General features: G+C 72.9%; 13 protein-coding genes. All 13 read right to left on the reverse strand.

All coding sequences use genetic code 11. The features are described from left to right. Nucleotides 1-41: 41 nt before the first annotated feature. The 13 genes from AB4Y76_RS07335 to AB4Y76_RS07395 all read right to left on the reverse strand — a co-directional run bounded on the left by AB4Y76_RS07335 (nucleotide 42) and on the right by AB4Y76_RS07395 (nucleotide 13,599). Nucleotides 42-788 (reverse strand): DivIVA domain-containing protein, encoded by a 747-nt coding sequence (locus AB4Y76_RS07335; protein ID WP_441923666.1) that lies wholly within the window; start codon nucleotides 786-788, stop codon nucleotides 42-44. A gap of 129 nt (nucleotides 789-917) precedes the next feature. After that, nucleotides 918-1,211 (reverse strand): YggT family protein, encoded by a 294-nt coding sequence (locus tag AB4Y76_RS07340; RefSeq protein WP_441923668.1) that lies wholly within the window; start codon nucleotides 1,209-1,211, stop codon nucleotides 918-920. Between the two features lie 5 nt (nucleotides 1,212-1,216). Then, nucleotides 1,217-1,711: a cell division protein SepF gene (locus tag AB4Y76_RS07345; protein ID WP_441923670.1), complete on the reverse strand. Its 495-nt coding sequence runs from the start codon at nucleotides 1,709-1,711 to the stop codon at nucleotides 1,217-1,219. An 85-nt stretch (nucleotides 1,712-1,796) separates the two neighbouring features. Continuing rightward, the gene (locus tag AB4Y76_RS07350) at nucleotides 1,797-2,513 is read right to left on the reverse strand and encodes a YggS family pyridoxal phosphate-dependent enzyme (RefSeq protein WP_441923672.1); all 717 of its coding nucleotides are present in this window, start codon (nucleotides 2,511-2,513) and stop codon (nucleotides 1,797-1,799) included. A gap of 31 nt (nucleotides 2,514-2,544) precedes the next feature. Next, nucleotides 2,545-3,753, reverse strand: coding sequence for a cell division protein FtsZ (gene ftsZ / locus AB4Y76_RS07355; protein ID WP_441923674.1), 1,209 nt, complete (start codon nucleotides 3,751-3,753; stop codon nucleotides 2,545-2,547). A gap of 225 nt (nucleotides 3,754-3,978) precedes the next feature. Then, the gene (locus tag AB4Y76_RS07360) at nucleotides 3,979-4,713 is read right to left on the reverse strand and encodes a cell division protein FtsQ/DivIB (protein WP_441923676.1); all 735 of its coding nucleotides are present in this window, start codon (nucleotides 4,711-4,713) and stop codon (nucleotides 3,979-3,981) included. Continuing rightward, the gene (murC, locus tag AB4Y76_RS07365) at nucleotides 4,710-6,143 is read right to left on the reverse strand and encodes a UDP-N-acetylmuramate--L-alanine ligase (protein WP_441923678.1); all 1,434 of its coding nucleotides are present in this window, start codon (nucleotides 6,141-6,143) and stop codon (nucleotides 4,710-4,712) included. The genes AB4Y76_RS07360 and murC overlap by 4 nt, the downstream gene beginning before the upstream one ends. Further along, nucleotides 6,140-7,228: an undecaprenyldiphospho-muramoylpentapeptide beta-N-acetylglucosaminyltransferase gene (murG, locus tag AB4Y76_RS07370; protein WP_441923680.1), complete on the reverse strand. Its 1,089-nt coding sequence runs from the start codon at nucleotides 7,226-7,228 to the stop codon at nucleotides 6,140-6,142. The genes murC and murG overlap by 4 nt, the downstream gene beginning before the upstream one ends. 37 nt (nucleotides 7,229-7,265) lie before the next feature. Beyond that, nucleotides 7,266-8,492, reverse strand: a complete 1,227-nt coding sequence (ftsW, locus tag AB4Y76_RS07375; RefSeq protein WP_441923682.1) for a putative lipid II flippase FtsW — start codon at nucleotides 8,490-8,492, stop codon at nucleotides 7,266-7,268. Nucleotides 8,493-8,613: 121 nt separating this feature from the next. Then, a complete protein-coding gene (locus AB4Y76_RS07380; RefSeq protein ID WP_441923684.1) occupies nucleotides 8,614-9,579 on the reverse strand; it encodes a hypothetical protein in 966 nt (321 codons plus the stop codon). Beyond that, entirely contained in the window at nucleotides 9,576-10,652 is a 1,077-nt protein-coding gene (gene mraY / locus AB4Y76_RS07385; protein ID WP_441923686.1) for a phospho-N-acetylmuramoyl-pentapeptide-transferase, read from the reverse strand. The genes AB4Y76_RS07380 and mraY overlap by 4 nt, the downstream gene beginning before the upstream one ends. Beyond that, entirely contained in the window at nucleotides 10,649-12,049 is a 1,401-nt protein-coding gene (locus tag AB4Y76_RS07390) for a UDP-N-acetylmuramoyl-tripeptide--D-alanyl-D-alanine ligase (protein ID WP_441923688.1), read from the reverse strand. The genes mraY and AB4Y76_RS07390 overlap by 4 nt, the downstream gene beginning before the upstream one ends. After that, nucleotides 12,046-13,599 carry a UDP-N-acetylmuramoyl-L-alanyl-D-glutamate--2,6-diaminopimelate ligase gene (locus AB4Y76_RS07395; protein WP_441923690.1) on the reverse strand — a complete coding sequence of 518 codons (1,554 nt, stop codon included), beginning with the start codon at nucleotides 13,597-13,599 and terminating at the stop codon, nucleotides 12,046-12,048. The genes AB4Y76_RS07390 and AB4Y76_RS07395 overlap by 4 nt, the downstream gene beginning before the upstream one ends. Nucleotides 13,600-13,615 lie beyond the last annotated feature (16 nt).

The following is a 13,615-nucleotide window of genomic DNA, read 5'->3' on the forward strand; positions in this document are numbered from 1 at the left end:
AGGTGGGGCGCCGTTCTGGCGTTCGTCCGGAGACCTGGTCCTCAGGCCTTGTCGTCGGCTGCTTCCTCGCCGAGGATCGACCGGAGGCGCTTCGGGGCGTGCTCGTTGCCGCCCGGCAGGTTCCCGGTCTGCACGGCCGAGCCGTCGAGCGCCTCGAGCTGCTGGGTGAAGTAGCTCTTCAGGCGGCTGCGGTACTCGCGCTCGAAGGAGCGCAGGCCCTCGATCTCGCCGTTGAGGGCGTCCTTCTCCTTCTCGAGGTTGCCGAAGATCTCCTTGCGGCGGGCCTCGGTCTCGGAGTCGAGCATCGCGGCACGGGTGCGGGCGTCGGACTCGAGACGGTCGGTCTTCGCCTTGGTCTCGGCCTCGAGGCGCTCGGCCTTGGTCTTCGCGGCGCCGACGATCTGGTCGGCCTCGTCCTTGGCCTCGCCGACGAGCTCGTCGGCGTTGCGGGTGGCGATCTCGAGCAGCTTGGCGGCGGCGCTCGAAGCGTCCGCGACGGTGCTGACCTTGATCTCCTGCACCGGCGCGGGGGCCGCGGCGGCGACCGGGGTCGGCGCCGGAGCGGCGACCGGCTCGGGGGCCTTCTCGATCACCGGCGCGGGGGCGTCTCCACCGCCGCGCTGGGCCGCGCTGAGCTTGGTCCGCAGGTCGTCGTTCTCCTTGTTGAGGCGCTCCAGCTCCGCCTCGACCTCGTCAAGGAACTGGTCGACCTCACCCATGTCGTAGCCCTCGCGGAGCCGGACGGGAGTAAAGCGCTTGTTGCTCACGTCCTCAGGCGTCAGCGGCATGACCTCACCCATTCTTCGTTAGTCGGACAAACACGTTCTCAAGGGAAAACACTGTGCGGGATTGAACAATAGCCCGTCGTCGTGCACGAAGGCATTCCCCCCTCGCAGGCGACGTTCCCTGGCTCGCCGTCAGGCGGTCCAGACGAGGGTGTTGATGCGGAGCAGCAGGTAGCAGACGAGCAGCACGGCCAGGAAGCTGAGGTCGAGGGCGACCCCGCCGATCCGGATCGGCTTGAACACGCGGCGGAACGCGTGGATCGGCGGATCGGTCGCGGAGTACACGCCTTCCAGGACCAGCAGCACCGGCCCCTTCGGGGACCAGGACCGTGCGAAGAACTGGATCCAGTCCACGATCAGCCTGATCAGCAGCAGCAGGATGAAGATCTCGAGGACCAGGTTGATGACCTGGCCGATGGGGTTCACGTCGCTCAGCTCTGGTTGAAGAAGCCACCCTCGACCAGGCGCTGCTTGTCCTCGGTGTCGACGTCGACGTCCGGCGGCGAGAGCAGGAACACCTTCGCGGTGACCCGCTCGATGGTGCCGCGCACGGAGAAGACGAGGCCGGCAGCGAAGTCGACCAGGCGCTTGGCCTCGGTGTCCGACATCTCCGACAGGTTCATGATGACCGGGATGCCGTCGCGGAAGTTCTCGCCGATGACCCGGGCCTCGTTGTAGGTGCGCGGGTGCAGCGTGGTGATCCGGGACAGCGGCGTCGAGGCGCGCGCGACGGGCGCCGCGGTCGGAGCGGCGGTCGCGGCCGGGGCGGCGACCTTGCGACGCTCGTTGATGCTGGACACCGCGCGGGTCGGCTCCGGCTGGCGACGAGCAGGCTCGTCGTAGGCGTTGTCGAGCTCGGCGTACTCGCCGTCGGCGTCCTCGAGCAGTCCGAGGTAGACGCCCATCTTCCGCATCGCGCCGCTCATTGATCCTCTTCCTCTGCGCCAGTTCCGGCCCCGTGCGGGCCGACGGTCCTTGCTGGTGAATCTGCTGCGAATCCTGCTCGGGACACTACTTGATCAGGGGCCTCGTACCGAGGACCGCCGAGCCGATCCGCACGTGTGTCGCGCCGCAGGCGACGGCGTCCTCGAGGTCACCGCTCATCCCTGCCGACACCCAGGTCGCCGCCGGGTGGTCGGCACGGAAGTCGCGGGCGATCCCGGCGAGCCGCTCGAACGCCGGCCGGGCCGGCTCCCCGAGCGGTGCGACCGCCATCAGGCCCCGCAGCCGCAGCGATCCGGCGGCCGCCACGGCCTCGGCCACGGCGCCGATCTCGTCGGGACCGGCTCCGCTCCGGCCGGCTGCGCCGCGTCCGTCCCCGGCCGGGTCGAGGCTGACCTGGACCAGGCAGTCCACGGTCCGTCCGGCCGCCTCGGCGCCGCGGTCGAGGGCGCCGACGAGCTTGACCCGGTCGACGGACTCGACCACGTCGGCGAAGCCGGCGATCGAGGCCGCCTTGTTGCTCTGGATCCCTCCGATGAAGTGCCAGGAGAGACCGAGGTCGGCGCACTCCGCCGCCTTGGCCGAGGCCTCCTGGTACCGGTTCTCCCCCACCGTCCGCACCCCGAGGTCGGCGAGGATGCGGACGTCGGAGGCGGGGAAGAACTTGGTCACGACCACGAGGGTGACCTCATCGGCGGGACGACCCGCGGACGCGCACGCGGCAGCGATGCGCTCGCGGACCGTCTCCAGGTTGGCCGCGGTCTCGGCACGACGATCGTCGGTCATCGACCCGTGATGTCTCCCTGAGCAGCGCCGGTCACTTCAGGAAGTCGGGGACGTCCAGGTCGTCGTCCAGGTCGCCGACGGGCCGTGCGGCCGACGACGGGACGCTGACCCCGACGGTGACCGGCTCGCGACGGGGCGCCGCCGGGGCGGGCGCGCTCTCGCCTGCGGCCGCGGCACCGGTACGCCGCTCCTCGGCGAGCGCCTGGGCCGCGGCCCGGGTCTCCTCCTGGGACTGCACCTTCGGCGGGGTGACGGGCTTGCGCAGGCCGGGGGCCTCCTCGCGCCGCTTCGGGCGGCCGCCCTCGAAGCCGGCCGCGATGACGGTCACGCGGACCTCGTCGCCGAGGGCGTCGTCGATGGTCGCGCCGAAGATGATGTTCGCGTCCGGGTGCACCGCGTCGGACACCATCGCCGCGGCCTCGTTGATCTCGAAGAGGCCGAGGTCCGATCCGCCGGCGATCGAGAGCAGCACGCCCTGGGCGCCGTCGATGGACTCCTCCAGCAGCGGGCTGGAGACGGCGAGCTCGGCGGCCTCGACGGCGCGGTTCTCGCCGCGGGCCGAGCCGATGCCCATGAGGGCGGAGCCGGCGTTGGACATCACCGACTTCACGTCGGCGAAGTCCAGGTTGATCAGGCCGGGCGTGGTGATCAGGTCGGTGATGCCGGAGACGCCCTGCAGCAGCACCTGGTCGGCCTGCTTGAACGCGTCGAGCATGCTCACGCTGCGGTCGGAGATGGAGAGCAGCTTGTCGTTCGGGATGACGATCAGCGTGTCGACCTCCTCGCGCAGGCCGGCGATGYCGTTCTCCGCCGAAGACGCGCGCCGCTTGCCCTCGAAGGCGAACGGGCGGGTCACGACGCCGATGGTCAGCGCGCCCAGCGAGCGGGCGATCTTCGCCACCACGGGCGCGCCGCCGGTGCCGGTGCCGCCGCCCTCGCCGGCCGTCACGAACACCATGTCGGCGCCCTTGATGACCTCTTCGATCTCCTCGGCGTGGTCCTCGGCCGCCCTCGCGCCCACCTCCGGGTTGGCGCCCGCCCCGAGTCCACGGGTCAGCTCACGGCCGATGTCGAGCTTCACATCGGCATCACTCATCAGGAGTGCCTGAGCATCGGTGTTGATCGCGATGAACTCAACGCCCTTCAGCCCGACTTCGATCATCCGGTTGACGGCATTGACTCCACCTCCACCGATACCCACGACCTTGATCACGGCCAGGTAGTTCTGTGGTGCTGCCACGGCGGGTGCCTCTCAGTTCGATGTGCTGCCGTCCCGCCCGACTGCGGGACGACTCCGGGTCTGACTGGGGCTGCTTCCCCTAGCCCCGGACCTCCGCCTGAAATGAACCCTAACCCTCCACTAGAGAGTTAATGTTATGTCAACCTGAGGTCGTGAGAACAACGTAGGCAAGGGCCCGGCCAATTCGTGGCAACCCGCCCGCGACACGCCAGAAGTGGCGGCGAATCAACGCGTCGTCGGACGACCCGGGACGCTGACGTCGATCTCCTGGGCCTTCTGCTGGAGCAGCACGGCCAGCACCTCGGCCTTCTGCGCCGAGTGCTCCGCGCTCCCCCACGACACCACCCGGCCGTCGTCGAGCCGCAGCCGGATCCGGTCGATCGTCTGCACGTCGATGAAGTCGACCCTGGCCGCGATGTCGGAACGGAGCGACCCGACCACGCGGGCCGCCTCGGCGAGCGCGTCGGCCTTCACGTCCGGGGCGGTCCGCACCAGCGGCAGGTCGGCCGGCTGGCTGGCGTAGCGGCCGAACAGCACGCCCTGGTCGTCGACGGCCTGCAGCCCGGACCCGCGGTTGACCACCGCGACCGGCGTGCGCTCGACCACGTCGACGTGCACCGTGTGCGGCCACGACCGCGACACCGACGCCGACCGGACGGCCGGCAGCGCCTCCACCCGGGCCTGGATCGCACCCAGGTCCGCGCGCGCCAGCGGCTTCCCCAGCGGGGCGCCCGCGACCGCCTCGACCCGGGTCGCGCTCAACGTGGTGTTGCCGGTGACCTGGACGCCGCGGACCGTCATCGCCGAGGAAAAGAAAACCAGCCAGATCCCGGTGGCGAGCAGCACCACCGCGAGACCGGCCAGGAGGAACGGCCGCCACCGGCGCAGCCGCGCCGAGAACCGGCGCCGCCGGAACTCCCGGCTCGCCAGGGTGACGGTCTCCTCCTCTGTCGTGGTCACGCCGTCGTCCCCGCCTCGTCCGCCGCCCGGAGCAGCTCGAGCACGGCAGGGCCGAGCAGGGTCACGTCCCCGGCCCCGAGGGTGAGCACGACGTCACCGGGGCGGGCCCGCTCGACCAGGTGGCCGGCCGTGGCCGACCAGGAGGGCTCGAAGACCACCTGTTCGGCGGGCAGCGGGACCGCGTCGGAGACCAGCCGGCCGGTGACGCCCGGCTCGGGGTCCTCGCGGGCGACGTACACGTCCATCACGACGACCTCGTCGGCGGCGCCGAGCGCGACGCCCATCTCCGCGCCGAAGATGCGGGTCCGGGAGACCATGTGCGGCTGGTAGGCCACCACGACCCGGCCCGGGCCGGCGAGCGAGCGCGCCGCGACCAGGTCGCCGGCGATCTCGCGCGGGTGGTGGGCGTAGGAGTCGAAGACCCGGATCCCGCCGACCTCGCCCTTCAGCTCCATCCGCCGCCGGGTGCCGCTGTAGGCGCCGAGACCGCGGGCCAGGTCGGCGAAGGGCTGCCCGAGCCGGAGCCCGCTCGCCAGCGCCGCCAGGGCGTCCAGGACGTAGTGCCGGCCCGGCACCTGCAGGCGCACCTCGCCGAGGCGTCGACCGCGGTCCACGACGGTGAAGGTCGAGGTCGAGCCGACCAGCGTGACGTTCTCCGCGCGCACCTCGGCCTCCGCGGACTCGCCGACGCCGACGGTGGTGATCCCGCGTGCGCGCGCGGTCGCGACCAGCTCGGCCGCCCCCGGGTCGTCGATGCAGGCGACCAGGAAGCCGTCCGCGTCGATCCGGTCGAGGAACGTCGTGAAGGCCGCCTTGTAGGCCTCCTCGGTGCCGTAGTTGTCCAGGTGGTCGGCCTCGACGTTGGTGACCAGCGCGACGTGCGGCGAGTACACCAGGAACGCGCCGTCGCTCTCGTCCGCCTCGGCGACGAAGAGGTCGCCGGTGCCGTCGTGGGCGTTCGAGCCGGACTCGTTGAGCTCGCCGCCGATCGCGAAGGACGGGTCCGCGCCGCAGTGCTGCAGCGCGACGGTGAGCATCGAGGTGGTCGTGGTCTTGCCGTGCGTCCCGGCGACCGCGATCACCCGGCGCCCCTGCATCACGGACTCGAGCGCGGCCGAGCGCGGCAGCAGCCGGAGCCCGCGGCGGACCGCCTCCCGCACCTCCGGGTTGTCCTCGCGCACGGCGGTCGAGACGACCACAGTGTCGGCCACGCCGAGGTTCTCCGCGGCGTGCCCGACCTCGCAACGGGCCCCGAGGGCGCGCAGCGCCTCCAGGGTGGCCGACGGCTTGGCGTCGCTGCCCGAGACCTGGACCCCGCGGGCCAGCATGATCCGGGCGATCCCGGACAGGCCGGCGCCGCCGATGCCGACGAAGTGCACCCGGCCGAGCTGGTCGGCGGGGAGCAGCACGTCGGGGACCGGGACCTTCACCGGCCCACCCCCGCCGCCTTCTCGATCAGGTCCGCGAGCTTCTCGTCCGCGTCCAGCGGGATCACGCCCGCGGCGGCCGCGCCCATCGTCGCGAGCCGCTCGGTGTCGGTGACCAGGGAGGGCAGCGCGTCGGCGGCCCAGTCCGGGGTGAAGGCGGCGTCGGCGACCAGCAGCGCGCCGCCCGCGTCCACGACCGGGCGCGCGTTCAGGGCCTGCTCGCCGTTGCCGATCGGCAGCGGCACGAAGACCGCGGGCAGGCCGACCCCGGACACCTCGGTGACGGTGTTGGACCCGGCCCGGCAGACCACGGCGTCCGCGGCGGCGTACGCCAGGTCCATCCGGTCCACGAAGCGCTGCACGACGTACGGCACCGGGCCGGTGCCCTCGGGCGCCTCGAACTCGCTCTTCGGCCCGACCACGTGCAGCACCTGGACCCCGGCGCCGGCGAGCGCGGGCGCGACGGCGCCGATGGTCGTGTTGATCCGCAGAGCGCCCTGGGAGCCGCCGGTGACCAGCAGCGTCGGCCGGTCGGCGTCCAGGCCGAAGAAAGCGCGCGCCTCCTCGCGCACCGCGGCGCGGTCGAGGGTCGCGATCATCCGCCGGATCGGCAGCCCCGTGCAGACGGCGTGGCGCAGCCTCGTGCCCGGGAAGCTGGTCGCCACGTACGGCGTGAACCGGGCGCCGAGCTTGTTCGCGATGCCCGGCAGGGCGTTGCCCTCGTGCACCACCAACGGCACGTGGCGCCGCCGCGCGGCCAGGTACGCCGGCACCGAGACGTAGCCGCCGAACCCGACGACGACGTCGGGCCGGACCCGGTCCAGCACCTCGACGGCCGCGTTCACCGAGGCGCGCAGCTTGGCCGGGGTCCGGAACAGGTCGGCGTTGACCGAGCGGGACAGCGGCACCGGCGGGACCAGCTCCAGCGGGTAGCCGGCCGCCGGGATGACGGTGGTCTCGAGCCCGCGGGCGGTGCCGAGGCAGGTGATGGCGAGATCGGGGTGCCGGCGGCGCAGGGCGTCGGCGGTGGCGAGCAGCGGGGAGGTGTGTCCCGCGGTGCCGCCACCCGCGAGGAGGACGTTCTTCATCAGGTGCTCAATCCTGCCCCATGGCCGGGTCGCGGCCTCACCCGAGGCGGGGCCGGGCCCCGGCGTTGACGGCCTTGAGAGCGCGGCGCTCGCTGCGCTGCCGGCGCAGCTCGCCGGCGGCGTCGGGCTCGGAGCGGGCGAAGCCGATCACCAGGCCGAGGGCGACCAGCTCGGGGACCAGCGACGAGCCGCCGTAGGAGACCAGCGGGAGCGGGATGCCGATGACGGGCAGCAGCGCGAGCACCATGCCGATGTTGATCAGCGCGTGCGCGATCAGCCAGATCACGATGCCGGCGGTCGCGTACCGCACGAACAGGTTCTCGGTCCGGGACGCGATCCGGATGCCGGCGTAGGCGATGGTGAGGAAGAGCGCCAGCACCAGCAGCGTGCCGACCAGGCCGAGCTCCTCGCCGAGGACGGCGAAGATGAAGTCGGTGTGCGCCTCCGGCAGGTTGCCCCACTTCTGCTGGCTCGCGCCGATGCCCTTGCCGAACAGGCCGCCGCTGGCCATGCCCAGGATGCCGTGGCCGGCCTGCCAGCCCGACCCCTGGAAGTCGTTGAACGGGTTCACGAAGGAGGTGATCCGGTTGAGCCGCTCGGGACTGCTGGCGGCCAGGTAGAGCGCCGCGACCGAGACCATCGTCACCGCGGCCACGAAGATCCGGGCCGGCACGCCGACCACCCAGAGCATGCCGAGGGTGATCGCGAACAGCACCAGCGCGGTGCCGAGGTCACCGCCGACCAGGACGAGCGCGGTGATCGTGCCCGCCACCGGGACCACCGGCACGACCAGGTGCTTCCAGGACCCGAGCAGCGCGTCCTTGCGGGCGTAGACGTCGGCGCACCACAGCACCATCGCGAACTTCGCGACCTCCGACGGCTGGACCTGGATCGGGCCGACGCCGAGCCAGTTCTTGTTGCCGTTGACCTCCACACCGAGGCTGGTCTGGGTGAGTGCGAGCAGCACGACGGCGGTCAGCAGCATCGGCCAGGCCGCGACCCGCAGCAGCTTGAGCGGCAGCCGGGTCGCGATCCAGGCGCACGGCAGCGCGATCAGCACCCACATCAGCTGCTTGGTCGCCCAGTAGTAGCTGTTGCCGTCGTGGTGCTTGTAGGAGTCGACGCTGGAGGCGCTGAGCACCATCACCATGCCGATCGCGAGCAGCAGGCCGGTCGCGCCGAGAAGGAGGTAGTACGGGGTGAGCGGCCGGTCCAGCACGCGGCGTGCTGCCGCGGTGCGGGCAGAGAGCCCCGTGGTGGCCACGCATCCTCCTGGTCGCGCTCGTCACCGAGCGACGGGCCCGCGCGGTGGGTGTCTCCCAGTCTCCCCGGCGGCACCGGCGTTCCCGGGCACATCCGGCGCGTGTCGCCGTCGGGGCGTCCGCTCAGTCCTCGCCGGAGGTGCGCAGGGCGCGCAGCGCGTCCCGCACGGCCACCGGTTCGACGCCGAAGGCGCGCGCCAGGGCGGCGGCCGCCAGCACCCGCTCCAGGTACGCCGGCTCGTCGCGGTCGAGGTCGGCCAGGGTGCCGAGCTCGGCCGCCGTGCTGCGCCGGTCCGCCACGAAGGCGCGGTCGGCGAGCACGTCCTCGACGATGCCGACCATGCTCAGGCCCGGTGTGCCCAGGGTGATCCCGATGGCGCGCGCACCCTCGACCACCTCGGCGTCGGCGACCAGGTCCTCGGTGGCGCTGTCGGCGACGTTGTAGACGCAGGCGACCCGCACGCCCTCGTAGGCGCGGCCGAGCACGTGCGCCGACTCCGGGTCCCCGACGTGGAGCACCGCGGCCGAGTGGGCGGCGAACCCGCCGGGGCTGGCCAGGTGCGCGGGGTCGAGCGCGGCCACCAGGACGTCGTACGGCGTCGGGTCCATCACGGCCTCGACCAGCGGCAGCCCGCCCGGACCGCAGCGCAGCGGCGCCCGGTCGGCGGCGAGCACCATCGCGGCGACCAGGTCGGCCACCTCCTCGGCTCCCTCGCCGGCGACGGCCAGCCACGGCGGACCGTCGGCGGCACGCAGCTCCCACGCGAGGTCGAGCTCGCCGCGCACGGGCAGACCGAAGCCGGCGGCGACCTCGCCGAGCGCGTGCTGCTCGCCGAGCACGACGACGTCGGTGCCGACCGGCAGGTCGCCGGTGCTGCCCGGCCCGAGCCGGACGGTGGCGCCGAGCACCTCCAGGAGCTTGGCGCGCTCCTCGTCGGCCCCGGTCGCCGGCTCGTCGGCGAGCAGCGTCACGGTCGCACCCAGGTGCATCAGGTTGTCGGCCGCGGCGAACCCTGCGGGCGTCAGCCCGACCACGGCGACGCGGCGCCCCTCCCAGCCGGTGGCCGGTCGGTCCCCCTCCGGGCTCACGTCCCGGCCACCCACTCGGCGTAGAAGATGCCGAGCCCGGCGGCCACGAAGACGGCCGCGATCAACCAGAAGCGGATCACCACGGTGATCTCCTCCCAGCCGAGCAGCTCGAAGTGGTGGTGCAGCGGGGCCATCCGGAAGAGGCGTTTGCCCTTGGTGAGCTTGAAGTAGCCGACCTGGAGGATCACCGAGGCGGTCTGCAGCACGAACAGTCCGCCGATGAGCAGCATCAGCAGCTCGGTGCGGGTCAGCACCGCGATGCCGGCGACCGCGCCGCCGAGCGCGAGCGAGCCGGTGTCGCCCATGAAGATCTGCGCGGGCGAGGCGTTGTACCAGAGGAAGCCGAAGCAGGCGCCGGTGATCGCCGCGCAGACGACGGCCAGGTCGAGCGGGTCGCGCACCTCGTAGCAGGCGGGACCCGGGCTGGTCGCGCAGGACTGGTTGCTCTGCCAGATGTTGACCATCGTGTACGCGCCGAAGACCATCATCGAGGCACCGGCGGCGAGGCCGTCGAGGCCGTCGGTGAGGTTGACCGCGTTGGAGAAGCCGGCGATGAGCAGCACGATGAAGATCACCAGCAGGCCGACCGGCAGCGCCAGCTTCTCGATGTCCCGGGTGAACGAGATCGCGTGCCCGGCCGGGGTCTGGCCGCGGTCGTCGGTGAACGGATCGACCTCCCAGAGCACCAGGCAGGCGAAGATCAGCGCGACCACCGTCTGGCCGATGAACTTCGCCTTGCTGCGCAGCCCCAGGTTGCGCTGCTTGTAGATCTTGATGAAGTCGTCGAGGAAGCCGACGGTGCCCAACCCGATGTAGAGGAAGAGCAGCAGCAGCGCGGAGATCGAGATGTGCGAGCCGGTGATCAGCTTCGCCAGGAAGTAGGCGACCGTCGACCCGAGCACGATCACCAGACCGCCCATCGTGGGCGTGCCGCGCTTGGTGTGGTGCGAGGTGGGTCCGTCGTCACGGATCAGCTGCCCGTAGCCGCGGGCCGCGAACACCTTGATCGCCACCCGGGTTCCGATGATCGTGAAGATCAGCGACAGCCCGCCGGCGAGCAGGATCGCTCTCACTGGTCCGTTCCCTCCCCGCTGAGCAGTGCGTCCGCGACACGTTCGAGCCGCAGGGCACGCGAGGCCTTCACCAGGACGACCTCGCTGCCGACGACATTGTTCCGCACCAGATCGGTCGCTTCCTCCACCGACGCGGCGAAGACGGCTGATTCGTGGGCCTCGGCGAGCGGGCGGGCCTCCTCGCCGACGGCGACCACGCGGTCGATGCCCAGCGCCGCGGCGAGCTCGCCGACCGCGCGGTGCTCGGCCGCCGAGGTCTCTCCCAGCTCGCGCATCTCCCCCAGGACCGCGACGGTCGGCCGCCCGGTCCGGCGGCCCATCTCGGCGAGGGTGCCGAGCGCGGCCGCCATCGAGTCGGGGTTGGCGTTGTACGCGTCGTTGACCACGACCAGCCCGTCGGCGCGCTCGTGGAGCTCCATCCGCCAGCGGGACAGCGATCCCACCGACTCCAGACTGCGCGCGATCCGGTCCAGCGGGACCCCGAGGAGGAGCGCGACCGCGGTCGCGGCGGCCGCGTTGACGGCCTGGTGCTCGCCGAGGAGCTGCATCCGGACGTGCTCGCGGTGGCTGCGGTGCGCCAGGTCGAACCGGACCCGGCCCAGCTCGTCGGTCCCGACGTCGTGCAGGCGGACGTCCGCGGCGACGGCGTACCCGAAGGTGCGGACCGGCGCGCGGGTCCGGGTGTGCATCGCGGCGACCAGCGGGTCGTCGAGGTTGAGCACGGCGACGCCGTCGCGGCCGAGCCCCTCGACGATCTCGCCCTTCGCCCGGGCGATCGCCTCCTGGGAGCCGAACTCGCCGAGGTGGGCGCGACCGACGTTGAGCACCAGCCCGATGTCCGGCGGCGCGACCCGGCAGAGCTCGGCCACGTGGCCGATGCCGCGGGCGCCCATCTCCAGGACCAGGAACCGGGTCCCGGCGTCCGCGCGCAGCACGGTCAGGGGCAGCCCGAGCTCGTTGTTGAAGGACCCGTACGTCGCCACGGTCGGGGCAGCGGCACCGAGGACCGCGGCGAGCAGGTCCTTGGTGCTGGTCTTGCCCTGCGAACCGGTGAGCGCGACGACCTTGAGCGCGGGGTTCGCCGCGCGGAGCCGGCGCAGCACGTGCGTCGCGAGGGTGCGCAGCGCTTCCTGGGCGTCGTCGACGACGACGGTGGGCACCCCGGTCGCGCGGGTGCCGAGCACGGCCGCGGCCCCTCCTGCGACCGCGGCGTCGGCGAAGGCGTGCCCGTCGGCGTGCTCGCCCTCGAAGGCCACGAAGAGCCCGCCGGGCGCGGGGCTGCGGCTGTCCAGGAAGGCGGGGCCGGTGACGAGCAGGTCGGAATCACCCGATTCCCCGAGGCCGACCACGTCGCCGTCCACCACCGCGGCGATCTCGGCCAGGGACATCGCGATCATCGTGCCGCCCTCTCCAGCAGCGCCGCCCGGAGCTGCTCGCGGTCGTCGAACGGGGTGATCGTGCGGTCGCCGGGGCCGCCGACCTCCTGGCCGGTCTCGTGGCCCTTGCCCGCGACCAGGACGGTGCTCCCCGGCCCGGCCAGGTCCACGGCGTGCCGGATCGCGGCGGCCCGGTCGCCGATCTCGACGACCGCGGCCCGCTGCGCGGCCGGCACCTGCTCGGCGCCGGCCAGCACGGCGGCGCGGATCGCCGCCGGGTCCTCGCTGCGCGGGTTGTCGTCGGTGACCACGAGGACGTCGGCCAGCCGGGCGCCGATCTCCCCCATCAGCGGGCGCTTCCCGGTGTCGCGGTCGCCGCCGGCCCCCACGACGAGGACGAGCCGACCGGTCGTGAGCGGGCGGACCGCCTCCAGTGCCGCGGTCAGCGCCTCGGGCTTGTGGGCGTAGTCGACGACGGCGAGGAAGTCCTGCCCGGCCTCGACCCGCTCCAGCCGGCCGGGTACGCCCGGGGAGGCGGCGATCCCGGCGGCCACGACGGCCGGGTCGAAGCCGGCCTCGCCCGCCAGCGCGATCGCGCACAGCGCGTTCGCCACGTTGAAGGAGCCCGTCACCGGGACGCCCGCCGGGATCCGGTCCCCCTGCGGGGTCAGCACGGTGAAGCGCGAGCCCTCCGGCTCCAGCAGCACGTCGACCGCCCGCCAGTCCGCGTCCGCCCCGGACGGGGAGAACGTGCGCATCGGGATCGTCGCCCGGTCGAGCAGCAGCCGGCCGTGCTCGTCGTCGACGTTGGTCAGGCCCAGCCGGGCCCGCTCCGGGGTGAACAACGACGCCTTCGCGGCGAAGTAGTCCTCGACGTCGGCGTGGAAGTCGAGGTGGTCGCGCCCCAGGTTGGCGAAGGCGGCGACGTCGAAGACCACGCCGTCGACGCGGCCCATCACCAGGGCGTGGCTGGAGACCTCCATCGCGCAGCCGCGGACGCCCTGCTCGCGCATCAGCGCGAAGAGAGCGTGCAGGTCGGGCGCCTCCGGCGTGGTGAGCGCGGTCTTCACGTCGCGCCCCGCGATCCGGGTCCCGACCGTGCCGACCACCGCCGCCGGGATGCCGGCCACCTCCAGGCCGGACTCGAGCAGCCGCGTCGTGGTCGTCTTGCCCTGGGTCCCCGTGACGGCCATCAGGGTGAGCGCGGACGCCGGGTCGCCGTACAGGGTGGCGGCGAGGCCGCCGAGCACCGCCCGGGGGTCCTCGACGACGAGGACGGGAACGTCGGTGCCGCCGAGGGTGACCAGGCCTGCTGCGTCGGTGAGCACCGCGACCGCGCCGGCCGCGATCGCGTCCGCCGCGTACGTCGCCCCGTGGGCGCTCGAGCCGGGCAGGGCGGCGTACAGGTCGCCGGGGAGCACCCGCCGCGAGCTCAGCGTGAGTCCGGTGACCGCGACGCTCCCGGGGTCGCCGACCACCTGGGCGCCGAGGTGCGCGACCACGTCGGCCAGCGGTGTCCGCGGAGGGGCCGCGGGCCGGGTCGAACGGGTCTCGGAAGGATCAGGTGCCACCCGGTGAAACCTACCG

Origin of the sequence: Marmoricola sp. RAF53, from assembly GCF_052114005.1 — a bacterium.
Lineage (GTDB): Bacteria > Actinomycetota > Actinomycetes > Propionibacteriales > Nocardioidaceae > Marmoricola.